This window comes from Prauserella sp. PE36, assembly GCF_003311655.1.
Taxonomy (GTDB): domain Bacteria; phylum Actinomycetota; class Actinomycetes; order Mycobacteriales; family Pseudonocardiaceae; genus Prauserella_A; species Prauserella_A endophytica.
The window spans coordinates 28891-47143 of sequence record NZ_QEQT01000080.1 but is presented as its reverse complement, the minus strand read 5'-3'; the positions used below and the strand labels follow the sequence as shown (position 1 = coordinate 47143).

Below are 18253 nucleotides of genomic sequence, written 5' to 3'. Positions count from 1 at the left end.
CCGCACCGCCTTCGGCACTGACCTTGCCCTGCCCACCGCCGAACTGCTGCACCGGCTACGCGGCATCCCGGAATCACCCTGGGGCGAGTACGGCGCCAACGGCCTCACCGCCATGAAGATGAGCGCGCTGCTGCGCGAGTACGGCATCCGCTCCGGCAACATCCGCTTCCCCGACGGCCAACGCAAAGGCTACGAACGGGCCGACTTCACCGACTCCTGGGCGCGCTACTGCCCCGAACTCGGCCCCCTTCCGGAGGGGGAGCCGTCCCAGCCGTCCCAGCCTCATCACCCCAGGTCAGCCCGGGACGGCTCAAAACCCTGGGACGGCTCAAGCCGTCCCACCAGAAAAGCCGTCCCAGGCCTGACCAGCGACGGGACGCCTGGGACGGCTGGGACGCCCCACCCCCTCCGACTCGTCCACAACGACGCCTGAACGCCCCGCACCGACCCCGAACTAAGCGAGGAGAGCGCCATGCACAGGACCACCACAGCCATCCACACGATCAACAGCAAGGGACACACCGCATGGCCACGCCACGCCAACACCTCACCATCGCCGATGTCTGCAGCGACCTCGGCATCTCACGACGAACCTTCCACGAATGGCGAGCAAAGGGGCGAGCCCCACGCTGCCTGAAATTGCCCAACGGCGACATTCGAATCCGGCGCGCCGAGTACGACCGGTGGCTTGAAGGCTGCGAGGAGGCTGCGGCTTGAGTTACGGCGAAACCACTTTCGACGTTCGAATCTGGAGCATTGACGTCTACAAGGGGAAGCGCAAGACGACGTACTGGGTCCGCTGGAAGGTCGCAAAACTTCCGCCGTTCAAAGAGCCGTTCTCGCATCGAGGGCTTGCGGAGAGCTTCCGCTCGGATCTGCAATCGGCTGCCGGTCGAGGCGAGGCATTCCGGCTTGCGGACGGCCTTCCGGTTTCAATGGTGCGGCAGTCCAAGTCGGTGTCGTGGTACGAGGCGGTCTGCCAGTACGTCGACATGAAGTGGCCGAAGGCGGCCGCCACTTATCGGCAGACGATCGCGGAATCACTAACCCCTGCCACCTTGGTGATGCTCAACGACGAATCCGGAAGCCCCGGGGAAAAGCTGATCAGGTCGGCCCTCAACAACTGGGTCTTCAACAGCAGACGACGTGAGTCGGGCGGGAAGCCAGTCGGCATTGACGATGCCATTCGGTGGATCAAGAGAAACTCTGCGCCCCTTTCTCGCGTGCTAGACCCGGAGGTTTCTCGCAGGCTGCATGATTCAGTCGTGTCAAGAATCGACGGCAAGCCGCTCGCGCGCAGTGTGGCTCGGCAGCGTCGGATGATACTGAACAACTTTCTCAACTATTGCGTCGAGAGAGGGTGGCTCCTGGCTAACCCAGTAAAGGAGATCAAATGGTCCGCGCCTAAGCCGTCTCGCGCGATCGATCGCCGACGTGTGGCGAATCCGATCCAGGTAAGGACGTTGCTTCGTGAGGTGCGGGCGACGAAACGAAGTGGTGCCCGCCTGTACGCATGTTATGCGGCGATGTATTTCGCGGGGTTGCGTCCAGAGGAGGCGGTGAACTTGAACGTGGAGAACCTGACGTTGCCAGAGCCCAAGTGGGACAGCCGAAAGGAAGAGTGGGTGTATGACTGGGGCGAGATCTACGTAGAGGAAGCGACACCGCATGCCGGGAGTGCCTGGACCGACAGCGGGAAGCCACGGGACAGGCGCGGTCTCAAGCATCGCGAACGCGGTGAGGGACGCCCGGTGCCGTGTCCGCCAGAGCTGACGGCGATCCTGCGCGAACACCTAGACCAGTTCGGGACAGGCCCGCGTGGAGAGCTGTTTGTCGGTGACGGTGGGGGAGAGGTCCCGGCGGTCACCTGGCATCGCGTGTGGCGCGCTGCGCGCCAAGCGACGTTCACGGAGTCGGTCGCGTCGGGTCCGCTCGTTGCTCGTCCTTACGACTTGAGGCACGCGGCAGTCTCGACGTGGCTCAACGCTGGCATCGACCCGACGGAGGTCGCGGAATGGGCCGGGCACTCGGTGGACGTGCTGTTGCAGGTCTACGCGAAGTGTCTGGACGGGCAGGACCGCGTTTCCAAGGCGAAGGTCCAACGTGCGCTCGGGCACCGGTAGAACCGGGGAACTTCGGCACGTCCTCGGCACAACGGGCCGCTAACCACCGCTCCGAGGCGCACTCAACCGCACACTGCAAAACCGCCCCTTGGCCGCGAAAGCGCTGGTCAAGGGGCGGTTTTCAGAGGTCTTTGGGTGCGCCCCCGGCAGGATTCGAACCTGCGACACCCGCTTTAGGAGAGCGGTGCTCTATCCCCTGAGCTACGGAGGCTGGTCGTGCCCGGGCCTTAGCTTAGCCGTACCGGCCGCGCGTGGGTGAGGCGGACCTTGACTACGCGCGAGTTGCTCACTGTAATACCCAGACTACCAGTGGGTAACCAGCCCCTTGGATGCGGCGCGGAGGCATCGGTTGATCAAGGTCATGTTCGCCGACGACGAGGAACTGGTCCGGTCGGGGTTGCGGGCGATGATGTCCGTCGCGCCGGACATCGAGGTCGTCGGGGAGGCCGTTGACGGCAGATCGGCCGTGGAGACCGCCCGGCGCTACCAGCCCGACGTCGCCCTCCTCGACATCAAGATGCGCGCCCCCGACGACGGTATCCGGGCGTTGCGGGCGATCCAGGCGTTGCCGGCGCCGCCGCGGGTGGCGATGCTCACCACCTTCGACGTCGACTCCTACGTCAGCCTCGCCCTGAGCTTCGGCGCCAACGGGTTCCTGCTGAAGGACATCGAGCCCGCCGTGCTGGTGCGGGCCGTGCGCGACCTGGCCCGCGGCGGGGCCGTGCTCGACCCCAGCGTCGCCGCCCGCATGGTCAACGCCCACCGCGACGAGCAGCGTGCCGCCGCTCCCGCTCGCAAGCTGCTGGCCTCGCTCTCCGAGCGCGAGCGCGAGGTGGTTGGGCTCATCGGCCAGGGACTGTCCAACGCCGAGATCGGCGGGTCGCTGCACCTCTCCGAGGCCACCGTGAAGGGCTACGTCTCGGCCGTGCTCTCCAAGATCGGCGCGGCCAACCGCGTCCAGGCCGCCCTGCTGGCCTACCGGGGTGGCCTGGTCGAGTGACGCCGCGTTAAGGACAGTCTCAGCTCAAGCGGTAAGACTGTTCCCATGCGCATTCTCGTTGTCGACGACGATCGGGCCGTTCGCGAGTCCCTGCGGCGGTCCCTGGAGTTCAACGGCTACCAGGTCGACGTCGCCAGCGACGGAGCGCAGGCGCTGGAGAAGGTGACCGGTGACCGGCCGGACGCCATGGTGCTCGACGTCATGATGCCCCGGCTCGACGGCCTCGAGGTCGCCCGCAGGCTGCGCAGCACCGGCGACGACCTGCCGATTCTGGTGCTCACGGCGCGGGACACCGTTTCCGATCGCGTCTCCGGGCTCGACGCGGGTGCCGACGACTACCTGCCCAAGCCCTTCGCGCTGGAGGAACTGCTCGCCAGGCTGCGCGCACTCCTGCGTCGCGCCAGTGCGGAGTCGCAGAACTCGCAGCATTCCGAGGTGCTGTCGTTCTCCGACCTCACCCTGGACCCCGGCACCCGCGAGGTGCGCAGGGGCGAGCGGCCGATCAGCCTGACCCGCACCGAGTTCGCCCTGCTCGAGTTGTTCATGTCCTATCCGAAGCACGTGCTCACGCGCAGCCGCATCCTGGAGGAGGTGTGGGGCTACGACTTCCCCACCTCGGGCAACGCCCTGGAGGTCTACGTCGGCTATCTGCGGCGCAAGACCGAGGCCGAGGGTGAGCCCCGGCTGATCCACACGGTGCGTGGCGTCGGCTACGTGCTGCGAGAGACCCCACCGTGACACAGGCACCACCCATGTCCGCCGTTCCCGGTGTCGAACCACCTCAGTCGCACCCGCCGAAGAAAGCCGAAAGTCCGCGCCGATTCTCGCTGCGTACGCGGGTCATGCTGCTCGCGGCCAGCTGCGTCGGCGGCGCGGTCGCCCTCGTCTCGCTCGTCGCCTACCTCACCGTGCGCGGCAACCTCTACCAGCAGTTCGACGACAGCCTCATCGAGCGGGCCAACGCCGCGGTGACCAGCGTCCCCGTCCAGGCCCAGTTCCGGGAGGTGCCCGCCGCGCTGCTGGTGAGCAGCGACATCGACATCGGCCTGCTCCAGGCCGGCGCTGGCCTCACCTGGCCTGAGCGTGGCGAGCCGCCGCCCGTCGGTGACGCCGAGCGCGCCGTGGCGGTCGGCACCGCAGAGTCGTCGCTGCGCACCGACACCGCGACCGACATGCGCGTGGTCGCCCTGCCCTCGGGGCCAGGGCAGGCGCTCGTCCTCGCGCAATCGCTTGCGCCCACGAAGCGAACGCTTGCGGAGCTGTCGCTCGTGCTCTTCCTGTTCGGCGGGGCGGGAATCGTCGTCGCCGCCGCGGCCGGTACCGCGGTCGCCCGCGCCGGCCTGCGTCCGGTCGAGCGGCTCACCTCCGCGACCGAGCGCGTCGCCCGCACGATGGACCTCCGGCCGATCCCGGTGACCGGCGACGACGAGCTGTCGCGGCTGACCCACAGCTTCAACACCATGCTCGCGGCCGTCGCCGACTCGCAGGAGCGGCAACGCCAGCTCGTCGCCGACGCCGGGCATGAGCTACGGACGCCGTTGACGTCGTTGCGCACCAACCTGGAGCTGCTCCTCGCCACGAGCCGGGAAGGCGCACGGCCGCTGGCCGAGCGCGACAGAGTGGAGATGGAGGCCGACATCCGTGGCCAGCTCGACGAGCTGACGCAGCTGATCGGTGACCTCGTGGAGCTGGCCCGCGAGAGCGAGCCGAGGATCGAGAACGAGCGCGTCGACCTCGCCGAGGTGGTCGAGCGTGCCCTCGACCGTGCGCGGCGCCGGGCGGGCGAGACCGAGTTCGACGTGATGCTCGAACCGTGGGTGCTCGCGGGTGACCCGGCCGTGCTGGAACGGGCGGTGCTGAACCTGCTCGACAACGCGGTCAAGTTCTCGCCCGAGGGCTCCACGGTGCAGGTCCGGCTCCGCGCGCTCGGCGACGGCACCGCCGTGATCGAGGTCTCCGACGCGGGCCCCGGCATCGCGGACGAGGACCTGCCGAAGGTGTTCGAACGCTTCTACCGCTCCTCCGAGGCCCGCACGCTGCCCGGCTCCGGGCTCGGGCTGGCGATCGTCAAACAGGCGACCGAACGGCACGGCGGTGCCGTCTATGCCGGCCGCAGCGAGGCAGGTGGAGCGCTGATGACGATCCGCCTGCCGGGCGTCCCGGGCTGACTTCTGTTTGATCGTGTAGAATTTTGTGAGAAATTCTGTGTAGTTCGGCTGCGGTTGCGGGATGGAGTCAACGTGCTGGCGCGGCAGCGGCAAGCGATCATCCTGGAGGAGGCGCGCCGGACCGGTGCGGTCCGGGTGAGCGATCTCGTCGAGCGGCTCGGCGTCTCCGACATGACCGTACGCCGCGACCTCGACGTCCTCGCCAGCCGAGGGCTGGTGGAGAAGGTCTACGGCGGCGCCACGTCCGTGGCGAGTCACAGCACCGACGAGCCCGGTTTCGAGGCGAAGTCGGTCCGCCAGCTCGAGCACAAGCAGGCCATCGCCGCCATCGCCGCCAGGCTCGTCCGCCCCGGCACCGCGATCGGTATCTCGGCGGGCACCACCACGTGGACCTTCGCCCGCGCGCTCGACACCATCCCAGGCCTCACGATCGTCACCAACTCCATCCGCGTCGCCGACGTCCTGCGCGACTCGAGCCAGCCCGACCGGACCGTGGTGCTCACCGGGGGCGTCCGCACGCCCTCCGACGCGCTCGTCGGCCCGATCGCCGCGCAGAGCCTGCGCAGCCTGCACCTCGACCTGGTCTTCCTTGGGGTGCATGGCATGGCCGACGGGCCCGGGTTCACCACCCCGAACCTCACCGAGAGCGAGACCGACCGCGCGCTCGTGGAGGCCGGGCGCAGGCTGGTGGTGCTCGCCGACCACACCAAGTGGGGCACGGTCGGCATCTCGACCATCGCCGAGCTGGCAGAGGCCAGCGTTGTGGTGAGCGACGACGAGCTGCCCGACGATGCGCGGCGAATCCTGTCCGAACACGTGGGAGAGCTCATGATCGCCCCGGCGACACGCCACTCCGGAGCAGGCGAGTGAACAAGACCGTTCGTCACCTCGCCGACGGCCGCGAGATCATCTACTTCGACGAGCACGAGCTCGCACAGCCCCGCGAGGCCGTGGACACCCGCGACCTGCCCGCCGTCTCGGCCGCGTCGGAGATCCGCTGCGACCCGCTGACCGGCGAGTGGGTCGCGATGGCTGCCCACAGGCAGACCCGTACCTACAAGCCGCCTGCCGACCTGTGCCCGCTGTGCCCGACGCGCCCCGGCAAGCCGAGCGAGGTGCCCGAGGCCGACTACGACGTCGTGGTGTTCGAGAACCGGTTCCCTTCGTTCGCCAAGAACGTGTCGGGCGAGGCCACCACGGTGGACGGCGCAGGGCTGGTCCCGCTCGCGCCCGGCCGGGGGCGCTGCGAGGTCGTCTGCTTCACCAGCGACCACGAGCGGTCGTTCGGCGAGCTGAGCGCCGAGCGGGTCCGCACGGTCGTCGACGTGTGGGCCGACCGCACGGCTGCACTGTCCGAACTGGACGGTGTTGAGCAGGTCTTTCCCTTCGAGAACAGGGGCGAGGAGATCGGCGTCACCCTGCACCATCCGCACGGCCAGATCTACGCCTACCCGTTCGTCACCCCGAGGACCGAGCGGATGCTCGCCACCGCCGCCGCCTACCGCGCCGAGCACGGCAGGCACGTCATGGGCGACGTGCTCGCCAATGAGCACAAGGCGGGCACGCGCGTCGTCGCCGAGGGCCGGTTCTGGACCGCCTTCGTGCCGCCCGCGGCGCGTTGGCCGGTGCAGGTGCAGGTGGTGCCACACCGCCAGGTCGCCGACCTCACCGAGCTCGACGCCGCCGAGCGCGACGACTTCGCGCGGGTGTACCTACAGGTGCTGCGCCGGTGCGACGGCCTTTACGACCGACCGCTGCCCTACGTCGCGGGCTGGTACCAGTCGCCCCGCCACCGCGACCGCGAGCTTTCCTGGCTGCACCTCGAGCTGTTCTCGGTGCTGCGGTCCAGGGACAAGCTGAAGTACCTCGCCGGCTCGGAGTCGGGCATGGCCGTGTGGGTGAACGACTCCACCCCGGAGCAGATCGCGGAGCGGCTGCGCGCCGCGGGCTGAGCCGCTTCCACGTGCTCCCCACAGGTTCAGTTCAGCAAGCTCTCAGGAGCTTGGCCCATCATGGGTGCATGACCGAGAACGACCCCACAGCTGCGGACAAGTCCGGCGCATCGGCACCAGGAGGCCCGGAGCACGGTGGTTGGCCGGGACCGGACGAGCCGAACCCGTGGTCGGCGCAGGGCCAGGTGCCCCAGGGGCAGCCCACCCAGCCCGGTCATCAGTACCCGGCCGCTCAGCACACTGTGCCCGGCCCGTCCTACCCGGCGGCCACGTTCGCGGCGCACACCCAGCCCACGAGCGGACCGGGGCAGCAGCGTAAGGGCACGGCGAGACTCGTTGCCGGAGTCGCGGTGCTCGCGCTGCTGGTCGGAGGTGGCGCGGGTGTCGCGGGCGGGTATCTCGCCGCGGACAACAGCCCGGCAGCCGGCAGCTCGGTCAACGCGCTCGACCAGACCCCACCCGCCCAGCAGACGGGCAACGCCCCGGCGGGCACCGTCGAGGCGGCAGCGCAGAAACTCATGCCGAGCGTCGTGCAGCTCCAGGTGGAAGGTCAGCGGGCCGCCAACGAGGGTTCCGGTTTCATCATCAGCGACGACGGCTACATCCTCACCAACAACCATGTGGTCGAGGGCGCCGCGAACGGTGGCACCGTCACGGTGGTCTTCCAGAACGGCGACCGCGCCGAGGCGTCGATCGTCGGGCGCGACCCGACAACCGACATCGCGGTGGTGCGCGCCGAGGGCGTCAGCAACCTCCCGGTCGTGGAGCTCGGCCGCTCCGACGACCTCCGGGTCGGTCAGCAGGTGGTGGCCATCGGCTCGCCGTTCGAGCTCGCCGGAACGGTCACGGCGGGCATCGTCAGCTCGCTGCACCGACCCGTCTCCGCCGGTGGCTCGGGCGACCAGGCGACCGTGATGGACGCGATCCAGACCGACGCCGCGATCAACCCCGGCAACTCTGGCGGCCCGCTGGCCAACATGTCCGGGCAGGTCGTGGGCATCAACTCGGTGATCTACAGCCCGCAGTCCACATCCGGCGGCGAGGGCGGCAACGTCGGCATCGGCTTCGCGATCCCGATCGACCAGGCGCGGCGCACGGCCGACGACATCATCGAGAACGGCCACGCCACCCAGACCTACATCGGCGCGACCGTCGGCGACGCCCCCAACGGCGGCGCGGCCATCGGCGAGGTGATGCCCGGCAGCCCCGCCGAGAAGGCAGGCCTCAAGGCAGGCGACGTGGTCACCAAGTTCGACGACCGAGTGATCGAGGACGCCAACGCACTCGTCGCCGCCGTCCGGACCAGGGCACCGGGGGAGCAGGTCACCCTCACGCTCCAGGACAACAAGACGCTCGAGGTGACCCTCGGCGGCCAGCCGGTCGAAGGCAACTGAACCACCGACGCTCGGCCGCGGTGGCGGCCGAGACCAGCTCCGGCCTCGGTCGCCGGAATCCATAGCCCACGCGCAACCGGGACCCCCTTGCCCGGTTGCGCGTGGTTGCGTCAGGGGGCCGTCAGCTCGGTGAACCAGCGGCGCTCGTGCTTCCCGCTCCAGCGCAGCCGCAGGCCCGCCTCCGCCGCGGACGTGCCGATGGCGTCCATCCCCAGCCAGGCCCAGCCGAACCAGCCGCCCGCCTCGGCGGGGCCGCCCACACGAACTCGTTCCCTGCACAGGCCGTGACCGGGTGGCTCCACCTCGACGACCGCGCTGCCGCCCGGGCCCAGCAGCCGGGCGACTCGCCGCAGCAGGCGCACCGGGTCGCCGCCGATGCCGATGTTGCCGTCGGCCAGCAGCACGTGCCGCCACCGGCCTTCGCCGGGCACCCTGGCGAACACGTCCCTGCGCAGCGCGATCGCTCCCCGGCGCAGGGCGAGCCGCACAGCGACCGGCGAGCTGTCTATTCCCAGCGTGGCGACGCCCCGCGCACCGAGCGCGGCGGCGAGCCTGCCGGGGCCGCATCCCACGTCGAGGGTGGGACCCGCGCAGCGCGAGAGCAGCAGGCCGTCCCCGGTCTCCGGAGGGCGCCGCCAGCGTTCGACGGGCAGCGCGATCCGTTCGCCGCTCGCCAGCTCCAGCCAGCAGCTGCCGCCGAGCAGGCCGCGGTCGAACTCGCCGCTCATCGCGAGTGGACGGTGCGTAGCACCGCCGCGAATCGCCCCTCCGGGGCCATCGCGGCCACCAGGCCAGCGTCGGACATCCTGTCCACATCGGACAGGCGGGTGGCGGTTCCCGTGCGCAGCCCGGCGGACTCGAGTGCCCTCCGCGTGAGCGCGCCGGTGTCCGGACGCGACATCGGCACGGCTCCGAGCGCCCGCGCCCGTTCGGGATCGCGCAGCGCCAGCGCCCACCAGCCGCCGTCCTCGGCGGGACCCAGCACGGCCTCGTCGCGGCGCAGAAGGTCCGCGGTCGAGCGCAACAGCCCTGGCGTCACCTGCGGGGTGTCCATCCCGACCTGCAGCACGGGGAGGCGGTCCGTCGCGACGGCTGTGTCGGTGTGCGCGTGCACGAGGCGCTCCGCGAAGTCCTCGCCGCGCTGGGGGATCACCGTGCAGCGCCGCAACGCCACCCGCAACTCGGTGCTCCGCGCGGCGGCTGGCAGGTCGCCGGTCAGTGCGACGACCGGGACGGTGCCCGGCGTTGCCAGCACGGCGTCGAGTGTGTCGAGCAGTGCCGCGGCGGCCAGCTCGGCGGCCTGCGCCGGGGTCGCGGGCGGGCACAGCCGCGTTTTCGCCAGCCCAGGAACGGGCGCCTTCGCGACCACGAGCACGGCGCAGTCCACGTTCATGTTCGCCACACCTTCGCCATGTCCCGCGCCGCTCGCAGGGTGCCCCGCAGCGAACCCGAGACCTTGGACACCGTGCCACCGGCCCTCGGGCCGTACGGCACGTCGAACTCCCGGACCCGCCAGCCCGCGCGGGCGGCCCTGACCAGCAGTTCCAGCGGGTAGCCGAAGCCGCGGTCCTCGACACGGAGCGCCAGCAGCGCGCGCCGGCGCGCCACCCGCATCGGGGCGATGTCGTGCACGCCGAGGCCCTTGGCGCGCAGCGCCGCGGCCAGCAGCACGTTGCCCGCGCGGGCGTGCCACGGCCACACGCCAGGGGACTCGGGCCTGCGCCGGCCGGCCGCGAGTTCCGCCTCGTCGGCGAGGACCGGCTCCACGAGCTGTGGCAGCAGGCGCGCGTCGAGCGAGCCGTCCGCGTCGAGGAAGCACACGATGTCCGTCCTCGCCGCCAGCAGGCCGGTGTGGACGGCGGCGCCGTAGCCGGGGCGCGGCTCGGCGACCACCGTTGCGCCGAGGCCGGCGGCGACCTCGGCTGAGCGGTCGGTGGAGCCGTTGTCGACCACGATCGCGTGGTAGCCGGGCGGAAGGCCGGCGAGCACGCCGGGCAGGGCGGGTGCCTCGTTCAGGCACGGGAGTACGACGTCGACGCTGTCAGACCTCACGCCGGCCACGGTAGGTCCACCTTGGACAGTAGGGAACCGCTGTGGTGCTTACGAAATCCTGACGTCAATGAAGTTCTTACCGAGTTCTGACGATCACCTTCGATGCGGTGCCGAGGGCCGGGCCTGGGTCTATCGTGCGGCTGTGGTCGAGTCCCCCACGGTGAGCTCGCCTGCCCGCAGGACCCTCGGCATCCGAGGTGACCTGCTCGCCGCCGGGCTCGCCGCACTGCTCGTGGGCGCCGCGGTGGCCGTCGGCGCGTACCTCAACCGGCCCGGCTCCGGCGTGGTCATCTGGGCGGAGGCCGCGCCGCTCTACGGGAGCTGGCTGCCCCACTACGGCAAGGGCACGGTGCTCGCCGTTCTGGTCGCGGTGTGCGTGCTCGCGTGGGGCCCCGCGCTGGCCGGTCGGCTGCCCTGGCGACGCCTCCTCCCGCTCGGTTATGTGGCCTCGCTCGCCTGGATCGTCGCGCTCGCGCTGGTGGACGGGTGGACGCGGGGCTTCGCCCGGCGGCTCGCGACACCGCACGAGTACCTCCACGAGGTTGCCGGGATCACCGACATCCCGGCGATGCTCGCCGGGTTCTCCGACCGGATACTGGCCGGGCAGCCGGACAACTGGACGACGCACGTGGCGGGCCACCCGCCCGGCGCGACGCTGATGTTCGTGTGGCTCGACCGGCTCGGTCTCTCCGGCCCGGTGTGGGCAGCGATCGTTTGCGTGCTCGTCGGCGCGCTGGTGGCGGTGGCGGTGCCCGTCACCATCGCCGCGCTCGGCAGGCCGGAAGCCGCGCGGGCATCGCTGCCGTTCGTGGTGCTCTTCCCCGGCGCCGTCTGGCTCGGCGTGTCCGCCGACGGCCTCTTCGCCGGGGTCACCGCCACCGGCATCGCGCTGCTGGCGCTGGCAACGCGCTGGTTCCGCGAGCGCCGGACCTCCGCGCCCTGGGCGGCGCTCGGCGCGGGGATGCTCCTGGGTTTCGGCATCTTCCTGTCCTACGGACTGCTGCTGCTCGGCCTGGTCGCGCTCGCAGTGGTGCTGTGCGGGCGCAGCGGCAAGGCCCTACTGGCCGTGGCGGCAGGTGCGGCGGGCGTCGCGGCGGTGTTCGCGGTCGCCGGGTTCTGGTGGCTCGACGGCTACCACCTCGTGGTGGAGCGCTACTACCAGGGCATTGCCTCGCGCAGGCCGTACGAGTACTGGGTGTGGGCCAACATCGCGTGTCTGGTGCTGGCGACCGGCCCGGCAGTGGTCGCGGGCGTGCGGAGGCTCCGGGGCTGGGAGCCTGTGGTGGTACTGACCGGGGCGGCGCTGCTCGCGGTGACCGCCGCGGACCTGTCGGGTCTTTCCAAGGCCGAGGTGGAGCGGATCTGGTTACCGTTCGCCGTATGGTTGCTGCCTGCGACGGCGCTGCTGCCGCAGGAGACGCGCCGGTGGTGGCTCGCCGGACAGGCCGCGCTGGCGCTCGCGGTGAACCACCTGGTGCTGACGGTCTGGTGAGGCGTGATGGGTGAGCAGGACGGGCTGGTGCTCGTGGTCGACGACGACGAGAACGTCCGCGACGTCGTGCGCCGCTATCTGGAGATCGCGGGGTTCCGCGTGGAGCTGGCCGGTGACGGCGAGCGGGCGCTGGAGCTGTTCGCCTGGCATCGGCCGGATCTGGTCGTGCTCGACGTGATGATGCCAGGGACCAGCGGGCTGGAGGTGTGCAGGCGCCTGCGGGAGAGCAGCGAGGTGCCGGTGGTGATGCTCACCGCCCTCGGCGAGGAGGAGAACCGGATCGCCGGTCTCCAGCTCGGCGCCGACGACTACGTCACCAAGCCGTTCAGCCCCAGGGAGCTGGCGTTGCGGGTTGCGTCAGTGCTGCGCAGAGCGCGGATGACGGCGCCGAGCTCGCCCGCGCCGGATCTCGTCGACGGGGATCTGCGGCTGGTGCCCGCGGCCCGGCAGGCGACGCTTGACGGCCTGGAGCTGTCGCTGACGGCCCGCGAGTTCGACCTCCTGGCGTTCTTCCTGCACCACCCCGGCGAGGCGTTCTCTCGCACCGACCTGCTGGAGAAGGTGTGGGGCTGGGACTTCGGGGACCAGTCCACGGTGACCGTCCACGTGCGGCGGCTGCGGGAGAAGATCGAGCGTGACCCGGCGAACCCGAGCCGCGTGGTGACGGTCTGGGGCGTCGGCTACCGGTACCAGGCGGAGCGAGCATCATGATCGATTCCGGCGAATCCTTCGCCGACATGCTCCTGCACGCCTGGCACATCCTGCCGGTGGCGCTGTTGTTCGCCCTGCCGGTCGCCGCGCTGGGCGGGCTGGTGCTCTACTGGCTCCGGCGGGGGTCGCTGGCGAGCACGATGACCGTGCTCGTGCTCGTTCCCCTCGCGGCGACGCTGACCGGCGTGCTCGGGGTCAGCGGGTTCATGTTCAGCACCGCGCTGACCACGATGCTGCTCGTGTGCGTGCTGGTGGCGGTGGTGACAGTGCCGGCGGCCATCGTGCTGGGCCGGGTGATCGCGCGGCGCAGCGTGTGGGAGCGGGAGGCCCGCGAGCGGGAACGCACGGCCGAGGCGTCGCGGCGGGAGCTGGTGGCGTGGATCAGTCACGACCTGCGCAGCCCGCTAGCCGGGATCAGGGCCATGGCGGAGGCGCTCGCCGACGGCGTCGTGGCCGAGCCGGGCGAGGTCGCCGGATACGCCCAGCGCATCAACAGCGAGACGGCTCGCCTCTCGGCGATGGTCGACGACCTGTTCGAGCTGTCCAGGATCACGGCGGGCGCGCTGCGGCTGGAGCTCACCGCCGTCCCCCTGCGCGAGGTGGTGAGCGACGCGCTCGCCGCGCAGACCCCCGTGGCCGATCGCAAGCGCGTGCGGGTGCTCGCGAGCGCGCAGACGTGGCCGGTGGTGATCGGCAGCGACCCCGAGCTGGCTCGGATCGTGCGCAACCTCGTGGCCAACGCGATCCGGCACACCCCGCCCGACGGCACGGTGGCCGTGCGCGTAGGCGTCGACGGGCAGGAGGCACTGCTCGCCGTCGACGACGCGTGCGGCGGCATCCCCGAGGAGGAGCTCGCCCGCGTGTTCGACGTCGCCTTCCGCGGCACGCGGGCGCGCACGCCCGAGCCCGCGGGGCCCACGGCGGGCGGCGGCCTCGGCCTGGCCATCGTGAAGGGCCTCGTCGAGGCGCACCGCGGGCGGATCGGCGTGCACAACCGCGACGGCGGCTGCCGCTTCGAGGTGCGCCTACCGCTGGCTGCGCCGTGACACTGGCCTCGCCTTGAGGCCTGGCGAGGTGCCCGACGTTGGCCTCGCCGTGGTGCCTGGCTGCGTGGTGACGCCTGGCTGGGCCCCCGACACCGGCCTCGCCGTGATGCCTGGCCACGTCCTGACCGGCTCGCGCAGCGCCGCGGTGGCGAACTCGGCGATCCCCTCGGCGAATGAGGTTCGCGCCGTGAAGCCCAGCAGCGCCCGTGCCCGCGCTGGGTCCGCGACGACGTGCCGCACATCGGCGGGCCGCGCTCCGCCGACCGTCCTCGGAGTGGGCCCTCCGCACGCCGCCGCCAGCTCGGCCGCGAGCTCGCCGACGGTGTGCGGCTCGCCCGAGCAGACGTTGACGGCCGTCAGCTCGCCGGGGACACCGTCCGCGCGCAGCGCGAGCACGTTGGCGCGTGCCACGTCACGGACGTGCACGAAGTCGCGGCGCTGCCGCCCGTCCTCCAGCACCGTCGGGGCCTCCCCGCGCCGCAGCGCCGAGCGGAACAGTGACGCCACGCCCGCGTACGGCGTGTTCTGGGGCATCCTCGGGCCGTACACGTTGTGGTAGCGCAGCGCCCACACCGTCGCGCCCGTCTGTCTCGCCCACGCCGCCGCGAACAGCTCCTGGGCGAGCTTGGTGGCCGCATAGGTGCTGCGCGGTGCGAGCGGTGCGCCTTCCGGCACGAGCAACGACGCCAGCTCGTCACCACAAACCGGGCACCGGGGCTCGAACCGGCCCGCGTCCACATCGGACCGCCTGCGTCCGGGTGGCACGACCACGCCGTGCTCGGCGCACGCGTACCTGCCCTCCCCGTAGACGACCATCGACGACGCGAGCACGAGCTTGCGCAGTCCGGCCCGGTACATCGCGGCGAGCAGCACCGCCGTGCCGTAGTCGTTGTGCAGGGCATAGGACGGCGTGTCCGAGGGGTCGACCCCGTGCCCCACCACCGCCGCCTGGTGGCACACCGCGTCGACACCGTCCAGCAGATCGTCGAGCAGTGCGCCGTCCGCGACGTCGCCGCGCACGAACCGGTGAGCGCCGGTGTAGTCCGGCGGCTCCTCGCCGCCGTGCGCGGTGGGCAGCAGCCGGTCGAGGACCACGGGCTCGGCGCCCGATTCGGACAGCAGGTCGGCTACGTGGGAGCCGATGAAGCCGGCTCCGCCGGTGACGAGAACACGCACGCAGGCGACGCTAGGTGCGCCCCGGCGGGGTCGCAGCATCCGTGGCGAGGACGTAAGCCTTCGGTCACATGTCGGTCCACCTTCCTGAGCGTTGGGATCGTGGGCGAGTGCGTCAGCGCGTGGGGTTCGCGCTCTACTACGGTGGTGCACATGGAACGCAGTGCACAGCGGCTCGGCCGCGCTCTCGTGGTGATCGTGGACGACCGCGCTGCCCAGGGTGAGAACGAGGAGACCGCCGGGCCACTGGTCACCGAGTTGCTCGAGGAGGCCGGGTTCATCGTCGACGGCACCGTCGTCGTGCGTGCGGACCCCGTGGAGATCCGCAACGCGCTCAACACCGCGGTGATCGGAGGCGTCGACCTCGTGATCACGGTCGGCGCGACAGGTGTGTCCCCGCGCGACGTCACCCCCGACGCGACCGCCGGTGTGCTCGACCGGCCCATCCCGGGCATCGGGGAGGCGCTGCGCTCCTCGGGGCTCGCCGCCGGCGCCATCGACGCCGGGATCTCCCGTGGCCTGGTCGGGGTCTCGGGCAGCACCCTCGTGGTGAACCTCGCCGGTTCCCGCGCGGCCGTGCGCGACGGCATGGCGACCCTGTCCGCACTCGTGCCCTACGTGATCGACGAGCTGTCCGGCCTCGACGAGAACTGACCCGGACCCGCCGTGACCGGTGACGAGGCCAGGCAGCCTCCCGAGACACCTCGTCGATCCCGCCGTCGCAGGATCGACGAGGTGTTCGGCGAAGTCCTTCCCGAGACCACCTCGGACGAGCGGGAGCCGAAGCCCGATCGCTCGGCTCCCGACGACTGGTACCTCGAGAACCGGCCACCTCACCACGACCGGTAGCCCGGCCGTGGTGCGGCTGTCGTCAGTCGCGGACCCGCTGCTCCCGCAGCAGGTCCCTGATCTCGCTGAGCAACTCGACATCGGTCGGTTCGGCCGGACCCGGCTCCTGCCCGCGCTTGCGCCGCTGCTGGATCTTCTGCATCGGCAGCACCAGGATGAAGTAGACCACCGCCGCGATGATCAGGAAGTTGATCGCCGCGTTGATGACCGATCCGAAGTCGAGGAACGTCGAGTCGTTGCCGCTCAGCACGTTGAAGCCGAGCCCCTGGGCCGCGTCGCTGCCCCCGATCGCGTTGATCAGCGGCTTGATCAGGCCCGTGGTGAACGCCGTGACGATCGCCGTGAACGCGGTGCCGATGACCACCGCCACGGCGAGCTCCACGACGTTGCCGCGCATCAGGAAATCCTTGAAGCCCTTCAGCACGCGTGCACTCCCTTCCACTTAGGACACCAGCTAGCGGAGGGTAACCGTCACGGGTTGTCCAAGTGAAACCGCCGCCAGGTGTGCGGCGACGGCCGTGGGAGCCGCCAGGAGCACCAGCGGAGCCTCGTCCTCGCCGAGCGGGCCGTCTCTCGGCCGGCTCGCCTCGGTGAGCACGGTCAGCACCGTCGCGCCGCTGGCCAGGACCTTCTCGTGCTGCTCGGCGGCGCCAAGCGTGACCACGTCGACCCGGGTGCCCGGCCGGAGCAGCTGCGCGACGCCCGCGTCGGCGAGCCGGACGGGCACGGTCGCCGTGCCGGGCGGGGTGCTGTGCGCGCCGACGAGCCGAGCGTCCGTCAGAGGTTCACCCGCCCGGGCGACACCCATGAGTCGTTTCCCGGCGATCCGGGCAGCGTCGGCGAGCGCCCCGGCGGGGCGCAGGGAGTCGGGCATCTGGACCACCCGCACATCGGCGGGACGCAGGGTGGTGCCCAGCGGCAGATCGCGGGCGGCGACGAGAACGGGGCCGCCCGCGTCGCCATCCGCGGTGGCTGGTCGAGCCGCCAGTGCGGCCGCAAGCAGAAACAGCACGGCGGCGAGCGCGCGCCGGATGAGCGTGGCCGGATGGCCACGGGCGAACGCCGGAAGCCGGTGGTGCCACCGGCGTGCCGCGGGCGAATCGTTCATCGCCGTCCCCCATCGTCAGGGCGGAGGGCGGCCGTTCCGCCCTCGACCCGTTCGACGCTAGGAGTGCCCGCCGAGCGCGGGGAAGCGGCGATTCACCAGCCTGTGGACAACAGGGGTGATGTGGACAACCAGGCCCGTCAGGAGGCCGCGGAGCTCGCCGTCGTCGTGGCCGAGGAGGAGGATGCCGAGCTCGTGCTCGAGTCCGAGCTCGACGAGCTGGACGTGCTCGACTCGGACTTGCCAGAGCCGTCCGAGCTCGTGGCCGAGCCGTTCGACGTGCTGCCGGCGGAGCTCGACGAGCGGGACTCGGAGCGCGAGTCGTTGCGGTAGAAGCCGCTGCCCTTGAAGATCACGCCGACCGAACCGAACAGCTTGCGCAGCGCTCCGTCGCACTTCGGGCACTCGCTGAGGCTGGCGTCGGAGAACGACTGGACCACCTCGAACTGGTGGCCGCACTCCTTGCAGGCGTACTGGTAGGTCGGCACTGGGGCTCCTTCGGCGTTGGCACTCGACTCCTAAGAGTGCTAACCCAATTTTGCTTGATGACATTCCGCCAGCGCAATCGAGGCCCAGATCACACTCGATCACTCGCGGGCAGCTCGACCAGCCCAAGGCCAGGGGTGAGCACGGCAGTCATCCGCACGTCGTGCGGTTCGGCAGGAAGGCGCTCGACCAGCTCCGTGTCGCGAATCACTGCCACCAGGTCCGCGCCGGGCGCGGCGAAGCCCAGAGAGCGGTCGTAGTAGCCGGCGCCCCGGCCGAGGCGCACGCCCCGGCGATCGACCGCGAGCGCGGGCAGCAGCACGAGGTCGGCCTCGCCGACGCCGCTCGGGCCCAACCGGGGTCCGTCGGGCTCCAGCACCCCACGAAAACGCCCGGCGACCAGCGAGGACGTGCCGGTGTACTCGGCCCAGTCGAGTGGCCCCGGTGCGGGCGGGACGACGGGCAGGAGCACGCGGGTGCCGGCCTTGCGCAGCACGTCCAGCAGCGCGATCGAGCCGGGTTCGGAGCCGAACGGGACATAGCAGCACGCGGTGGTCGCGGACAGCCCGGCGACCGCGTCGGCCAGCGCGGTGGCCTCGGCGACCCGTTGCTGGGTGGAGACCGCGGCCCTGCCCTTCGCCAGCAAGGCCCGCCACTCGCTCTTGGAAGCCTCCGGCAGCACGCGGTCGGGCACGTCCACGC

General features: G+C 71.1%; 22 protein-coding genes and 1 tRNA gene. 14 read left to right on the top strand and 9 right to left on the bottom strand.

Annotated features, from left to right (window positions below):
- From DI005_RS21790 to DI005_RS21780, 3 genes are all read left to right on the top strand, one after another.
- Window positions 1-433: DUF3631 domain-containing protein (locus tag DI005_RS21790; RefSeq protein ID WP_113643346.1), on the top strand; the 433-nt coding region annotated here is incomplete at its 5' end.
- Between the two features lie 92 nt (window positions 434-525).
- The gene (locus DI005_RS21785) at window positions 526-717 is read left to right on the top strand and encodes an AlpA family transcriptional regulator (protein ID WP_112276453.1); all 192 of its coding nucleotides are present in this window, start codon (window positions 526-528) and stop codon (window positions 715-717) included.
- Window positions 714-2123: a tyrosine-type recombinase/integrase gene (locus DI005_RS21780; RefSeq protein ID WP_113643345.1), complete on the top strand. Its 1410-nt coding sequence runs from the start codon at window positions 714-716 to the stop codon at window positions 2121-2123. Before DI005_RS21785 ends, DI005_RS21780 begins: the two co-directional genes overlap by 4 nt.
- A gap of 138 nt (window positions 2124-2261) precedes the next feature.
- On the opposite strand, the gene DI005_RS21775 is transcribed toward DI005_RS21780, so the two are convergent.
- Window positions 2262-2334: transfer RNA gene (locus DI005_RS21775), tRNA-Arg, on the bottom strand.
- Between the two features lie 138 nt (window positions 2335-2472).
- Here DI005_RS21775 and DI005_RS21770 point away from each other — a divergent pair.
- The 6 genes from DI005_RS21770 (at window position 2473) to DI005_RS21745 (ending at window position 8637) form a co-directional block, all read left to right on the top strand.
- Window positions 2473-3123 carry a response regulator transcription factor gene (locus DI005_RS21770; RefSeq protein WP_110343351.1) on the top strand — a complete coding sequence of 217 codons (651 nt, stop codon included), beginning with the start codon at window positions 2473-2475 and terminating at the stop codon, window positions 3121-3123.
- 45 nt (window positions 3124-3168) lie between these two features.
- Complete coding sequence (locus tag DI005_RS21765) at window positions 3169-3861, top strand: response regulator transcription factor (RefSeq protein WP_112276457.1); 693 nt, start codon at window positions 3169-3171, stop codon at window positions 3859-3861.
- 14 nt (window positions 3862-3875) lie between these two features.
- Entirely contained in the window at window positions 3876-5291 is a 1416-nt protein-coding gene (locus tag DI005_RS21760; RefSeq protein WP_113643344.1) for a HAMP domain-containing sensor histidine kinase, read from the top strand.
- A gap of 72 nt (window positions 5292-5363) precedes the next feature.
- Window positions 5364-6161, top strand: a complete 798-nt coding sequence (locus tag DI005_RS21755; protein ID WP_113643343.1) for a DeoR/GlpR family DNA-binding transcription regulator — start codon at window positions 5364-5366, stop codon at window positions 6159-6161.
- Window positions 6158-7243 (top strand): galactose-1-phosphate uridylyltransferase, encoded by a 1086-nt coding sequence (gene galT / locus DI005_RS21750; protein WP_113643342.1) that lies wholly within the window; start codon window positions 6158-6160, stop codon window positions 7241-7243. The genes DI005_RS21755 and galT overlap by 4 nt, the downstream gene beginning before the upstream one ends.
- A gap of 68 nt (window positions 7244-7311) precedes the next feature.
- Window positions 7312-8637, top strand: a complete 1326-nt coding sequence (locus tag DI005_RS21745; protein WP_113643341.1) for a S1C family serine protease — start codon at window positions 7312-7314, stop codon at window positions 8635-8637.
- A 110-nt stretch (window positions 8638-8747) separates the two neighbouring features.
- On the opposite strand, the gene DI005_RS21740 is transcribed toward DI005_RS21745, so the two are convergent.
- The 3 genes from DI005_RS21740 to DI005_RS21730 are packed head-to-tail and all read right to left on the bottom strand — an operon-like array spanning window position 8748 to window position 10689.
- A complete protein-coding gene (locus tag DI005_RS21740) occupies window positions 8748-9365 on the bottom strand; it encodes a methyltransferase domain-containing protein (protein ID WP_113643340.1) in 618 nt (205 codons plus the stop codon).
- Window positions 9362-10030 carry a DUF2064 domain-containing protein gene (locus DI005_RS21735; protein WP_113643339.1) on the bottom strand — a complete coding sequence of 223 codons (669 nt, stop codon included), beginning with the start codon at window positions 10028-10030 and terminating at the stop codon, window positions 9362-9364. The genes DI005_RS21740 and DI005_RS21735 overlap by 4 nt, the downstream gene beginning before the upstream one ends.
- Window positions 10027-10689 (bottom strand): glycosyltransferase family 2 protein, encoded by a 663-nt coding sequence (locus DI005_RS21730; RefSeq protein WP_113643348.1) that lies wholly within the window; start codon window positions 10687-10689, stop codon window positions 10027-10029. Before DI005_RS21730 ends, DI005_RS21735 begins: the two co-directional genes overlap by 4 nt.
- A gap of 142 nt (window positions 10690-10831) precedes the next feature.
- On the opposite strand from DI005_RS21730, the gene DI005_RS21725 reads away from it, so the two are divergent.
- From DI005_RS21725 to DI005_RS21715, 3 genes are read left to right on the top strand one after another with little or no spacing between them, the layout of a single operon-like run.
- Window positions 10832-12181 (top strand): hypothetical protein, encoded by a 1350-nt coding sequence (locus tag DI005_RS21725; protein WP_233520251.1) that lies wholly within the window; start codon window positions 10832-10834, stop codon window positions 12179-12181.
- Window positions 12182-12187: 6 nt separating this feature from the next.
- Window positions 12188-12892 (top strand): response regulator transcription factor, encoded by a 705-nt coding sequence (locus tag DI005_RS21720; RefSeq protein WP_113643338.1) that lies wholly within the window; start codon window positions 12188-12190, stop codon window positions 12890-12892.
- A complete protein-coding gene (locus DI005_RS21715) occupies window positions 12889-13938 on the top strand; it encodes a sensor histidine kinase KdpD (RefSeq protein ID WP_113643337.1) in 1050 nt (349 codons plus the stop codon). The genes DI005_RS21720 and DI005_RS21715 overlap by 4 nt, the downstream gene beginning before the upstream one ends.
- Here DI005_RS21715 and DI005_RS21710 read toward each other — a convergent pair.
- A complete protein-coding gene (locus tag DI005_RS21710) occupies window positions 13918-15114 on the bottom strand; it encodes an NAD-dependent epimerase/dehydratase family protein (protein WP_199543088.1) in 1197 nt (398 codons plus the stop codon). The two genes, DI005_RS21715 and DI005_RS21710, sit on opposite strands and share 21 nt — an antisense overlap.
- A 150-nt stretch (window positions 15115-15264) precedes the next feature.
- Here DI005_RS21710 and DI005_RS21705 point away from each other — a divergent pair, with 150 nt between their 5' ends.
- Together DI005_RS21705 and DI005_RS21700 are read left to right on the top strand one after the other, a co-directional pair.
- The gene (locus tag DI005_RS21705) at window positions 15265-15765 is read left to right on the top strand and encodes a molybdenum cofactor biosynthesis protein B (protein WP_199543086.1); all 501 of its coding nucleotides are present in this window, start codon (window positions 15265-15267) and stop codon (window positions 15763-15765) included.
- Between the two features lie 12 nt (window positions 15766-15777).
- On the top strand, window positions 15778-15960 hold the full coding sequence (locus DI005_RS21700) for a hypothetical protein (RefSeq protein WP_112276475.1): 183 nt from the start codon (window positions 15778-15780) through the stop codon (window positions 15958-15960).
- A 22-nt stretch (window positions 15961-15982) separates the two neighbouring features.
- Here DI005_RS21700 and mscL read toward each other — a convergent pair whose 3' ends face one another.
- From mscL to DI005_RS21680, 4 genes are all read right to left on the bottom strand, one after another.
- A complete protein-coding gene (mscL, locus tag DI005_RS21695) occupies window positions 15983-16384 on the bottom strand; it encodes a large-conductance mechanosensitive channel protein MscL (RefSeq protein WP_112276477.1) in 402 nt (133 codons plus the stop codon).
- 30 nt (window positions 16385-16414) lie between these two features.
- A complete protein-coding gene (locus DI005_RS21690; protein WP_113643335.1) occupies window positions 16415-17068 on the bottom strand; it encodes an SAF domain-containing protein in 654 nt (217 codons plus the stop codon).
- 137 nt (window positions 17069-17205) lie between these two features.
- The gene (locus DI005_RS21685; protein WP_113643334.1) at window positions 17206-17553 is read right to left on the bottom strand and encodes an FmdB family zinc ribbon protein; all 348 of its coding nucleotides are present in this window, start codon (window positions 17551-17553) and stop codon (window positions 17206-17208) included.
- Between the two features lie 89 nt (window positions 17554-17642).
- Window positions 17643-18245: a 5-formyltetrahydrofolate cyclo-ligase gene (locus DI005_RS21680; protein ID WP_199543090.1), complete on the bottom strand. Its 603-nt coding sequence runs from the start codon at window positions 18243-18245 to the stop codon at window positions 17643-17645.
- Window positions 18246-18253 lie beyond the last annotated feature (8 nt).

What these genes read in the sequence shown, in the direction of transcription:
- DI005_RS21785 (WP_112276453.1), top strand. Translation starts at nt 526, where the DNA reads ATGGCCACGCCACGCCAACACCTCACCATCGCCGATGTCTGCAGCGAC.
- DI005_RS21765 (WP_112276457.1), top strand. Translation starts at nt 3,169, where the DNA reads ATGCGCATTCTCGTTGTCGACGACGATCGGGCCGTTCGCGAGTCCCTG.
- DI005_RS21760 (WP_113643344.1), top strand. Translation starts at nt 3,876, where the DNA reads ATGTCCGCCGTTCCCGGTGTCGAACCACCTCAGTCGCACCCGCCGAAG.
- DI005_RS21745 (WP_113643341.1), top strand. Translation starts at nt 7,312, where the DNA reads ATGACCGAGAACGACCCCACAGCTGCGGACAAGTCCGGCGCATCGGCA.
- DI005_RS21740 (WP_113643340.1), bottom strand. Translation starts at nt 9,365, where the DNA reads ATGAGCGGCGAGTTCGACCGCGGCCTGCTCGGCGGCAGCTGCTGGCTG.
- DI005_RS21735 (WP_113643339.1), bottom strand. Translation starts at nt 10,030, where the DNA reads ATGAACGTGGACTGCGCCGTGCTCGTGGTCGCGAAGGCGCCCGTTCCT.
- DI005_RS21720 (WP_113643338.1), top strand. Translation starts at nt 12,188, where the DNA reads ATGGGTGAGCAGGACGGGCTGGTGCTCGTGGTCGACGACGACGAGAAC.
- DI005_RS21715 (WP_113643337.1), top strand. Translation starts at nt 12,889, where the DNA reads ATGATCGATTCCGGCGAATCCTTCGCCGACATGCTCCTGCACGCCTGG.
- DI005_RS21705 (WP_199543086.1), top strand. Translation starts at nt 15,265, where the DNA reads ATGGAACGCAGTGCACAGCGGCTCGGCCGCGCTCTCGTGGTGATCGTG.
- DI005_RS21690 (WP_113643335.1), bottom strand. Translation starts at nt 17,068, where the DNA reads ATGAACGATTCGCCCGCGGCACGCCGGTGGCACCACCGGCTTCCGGCG.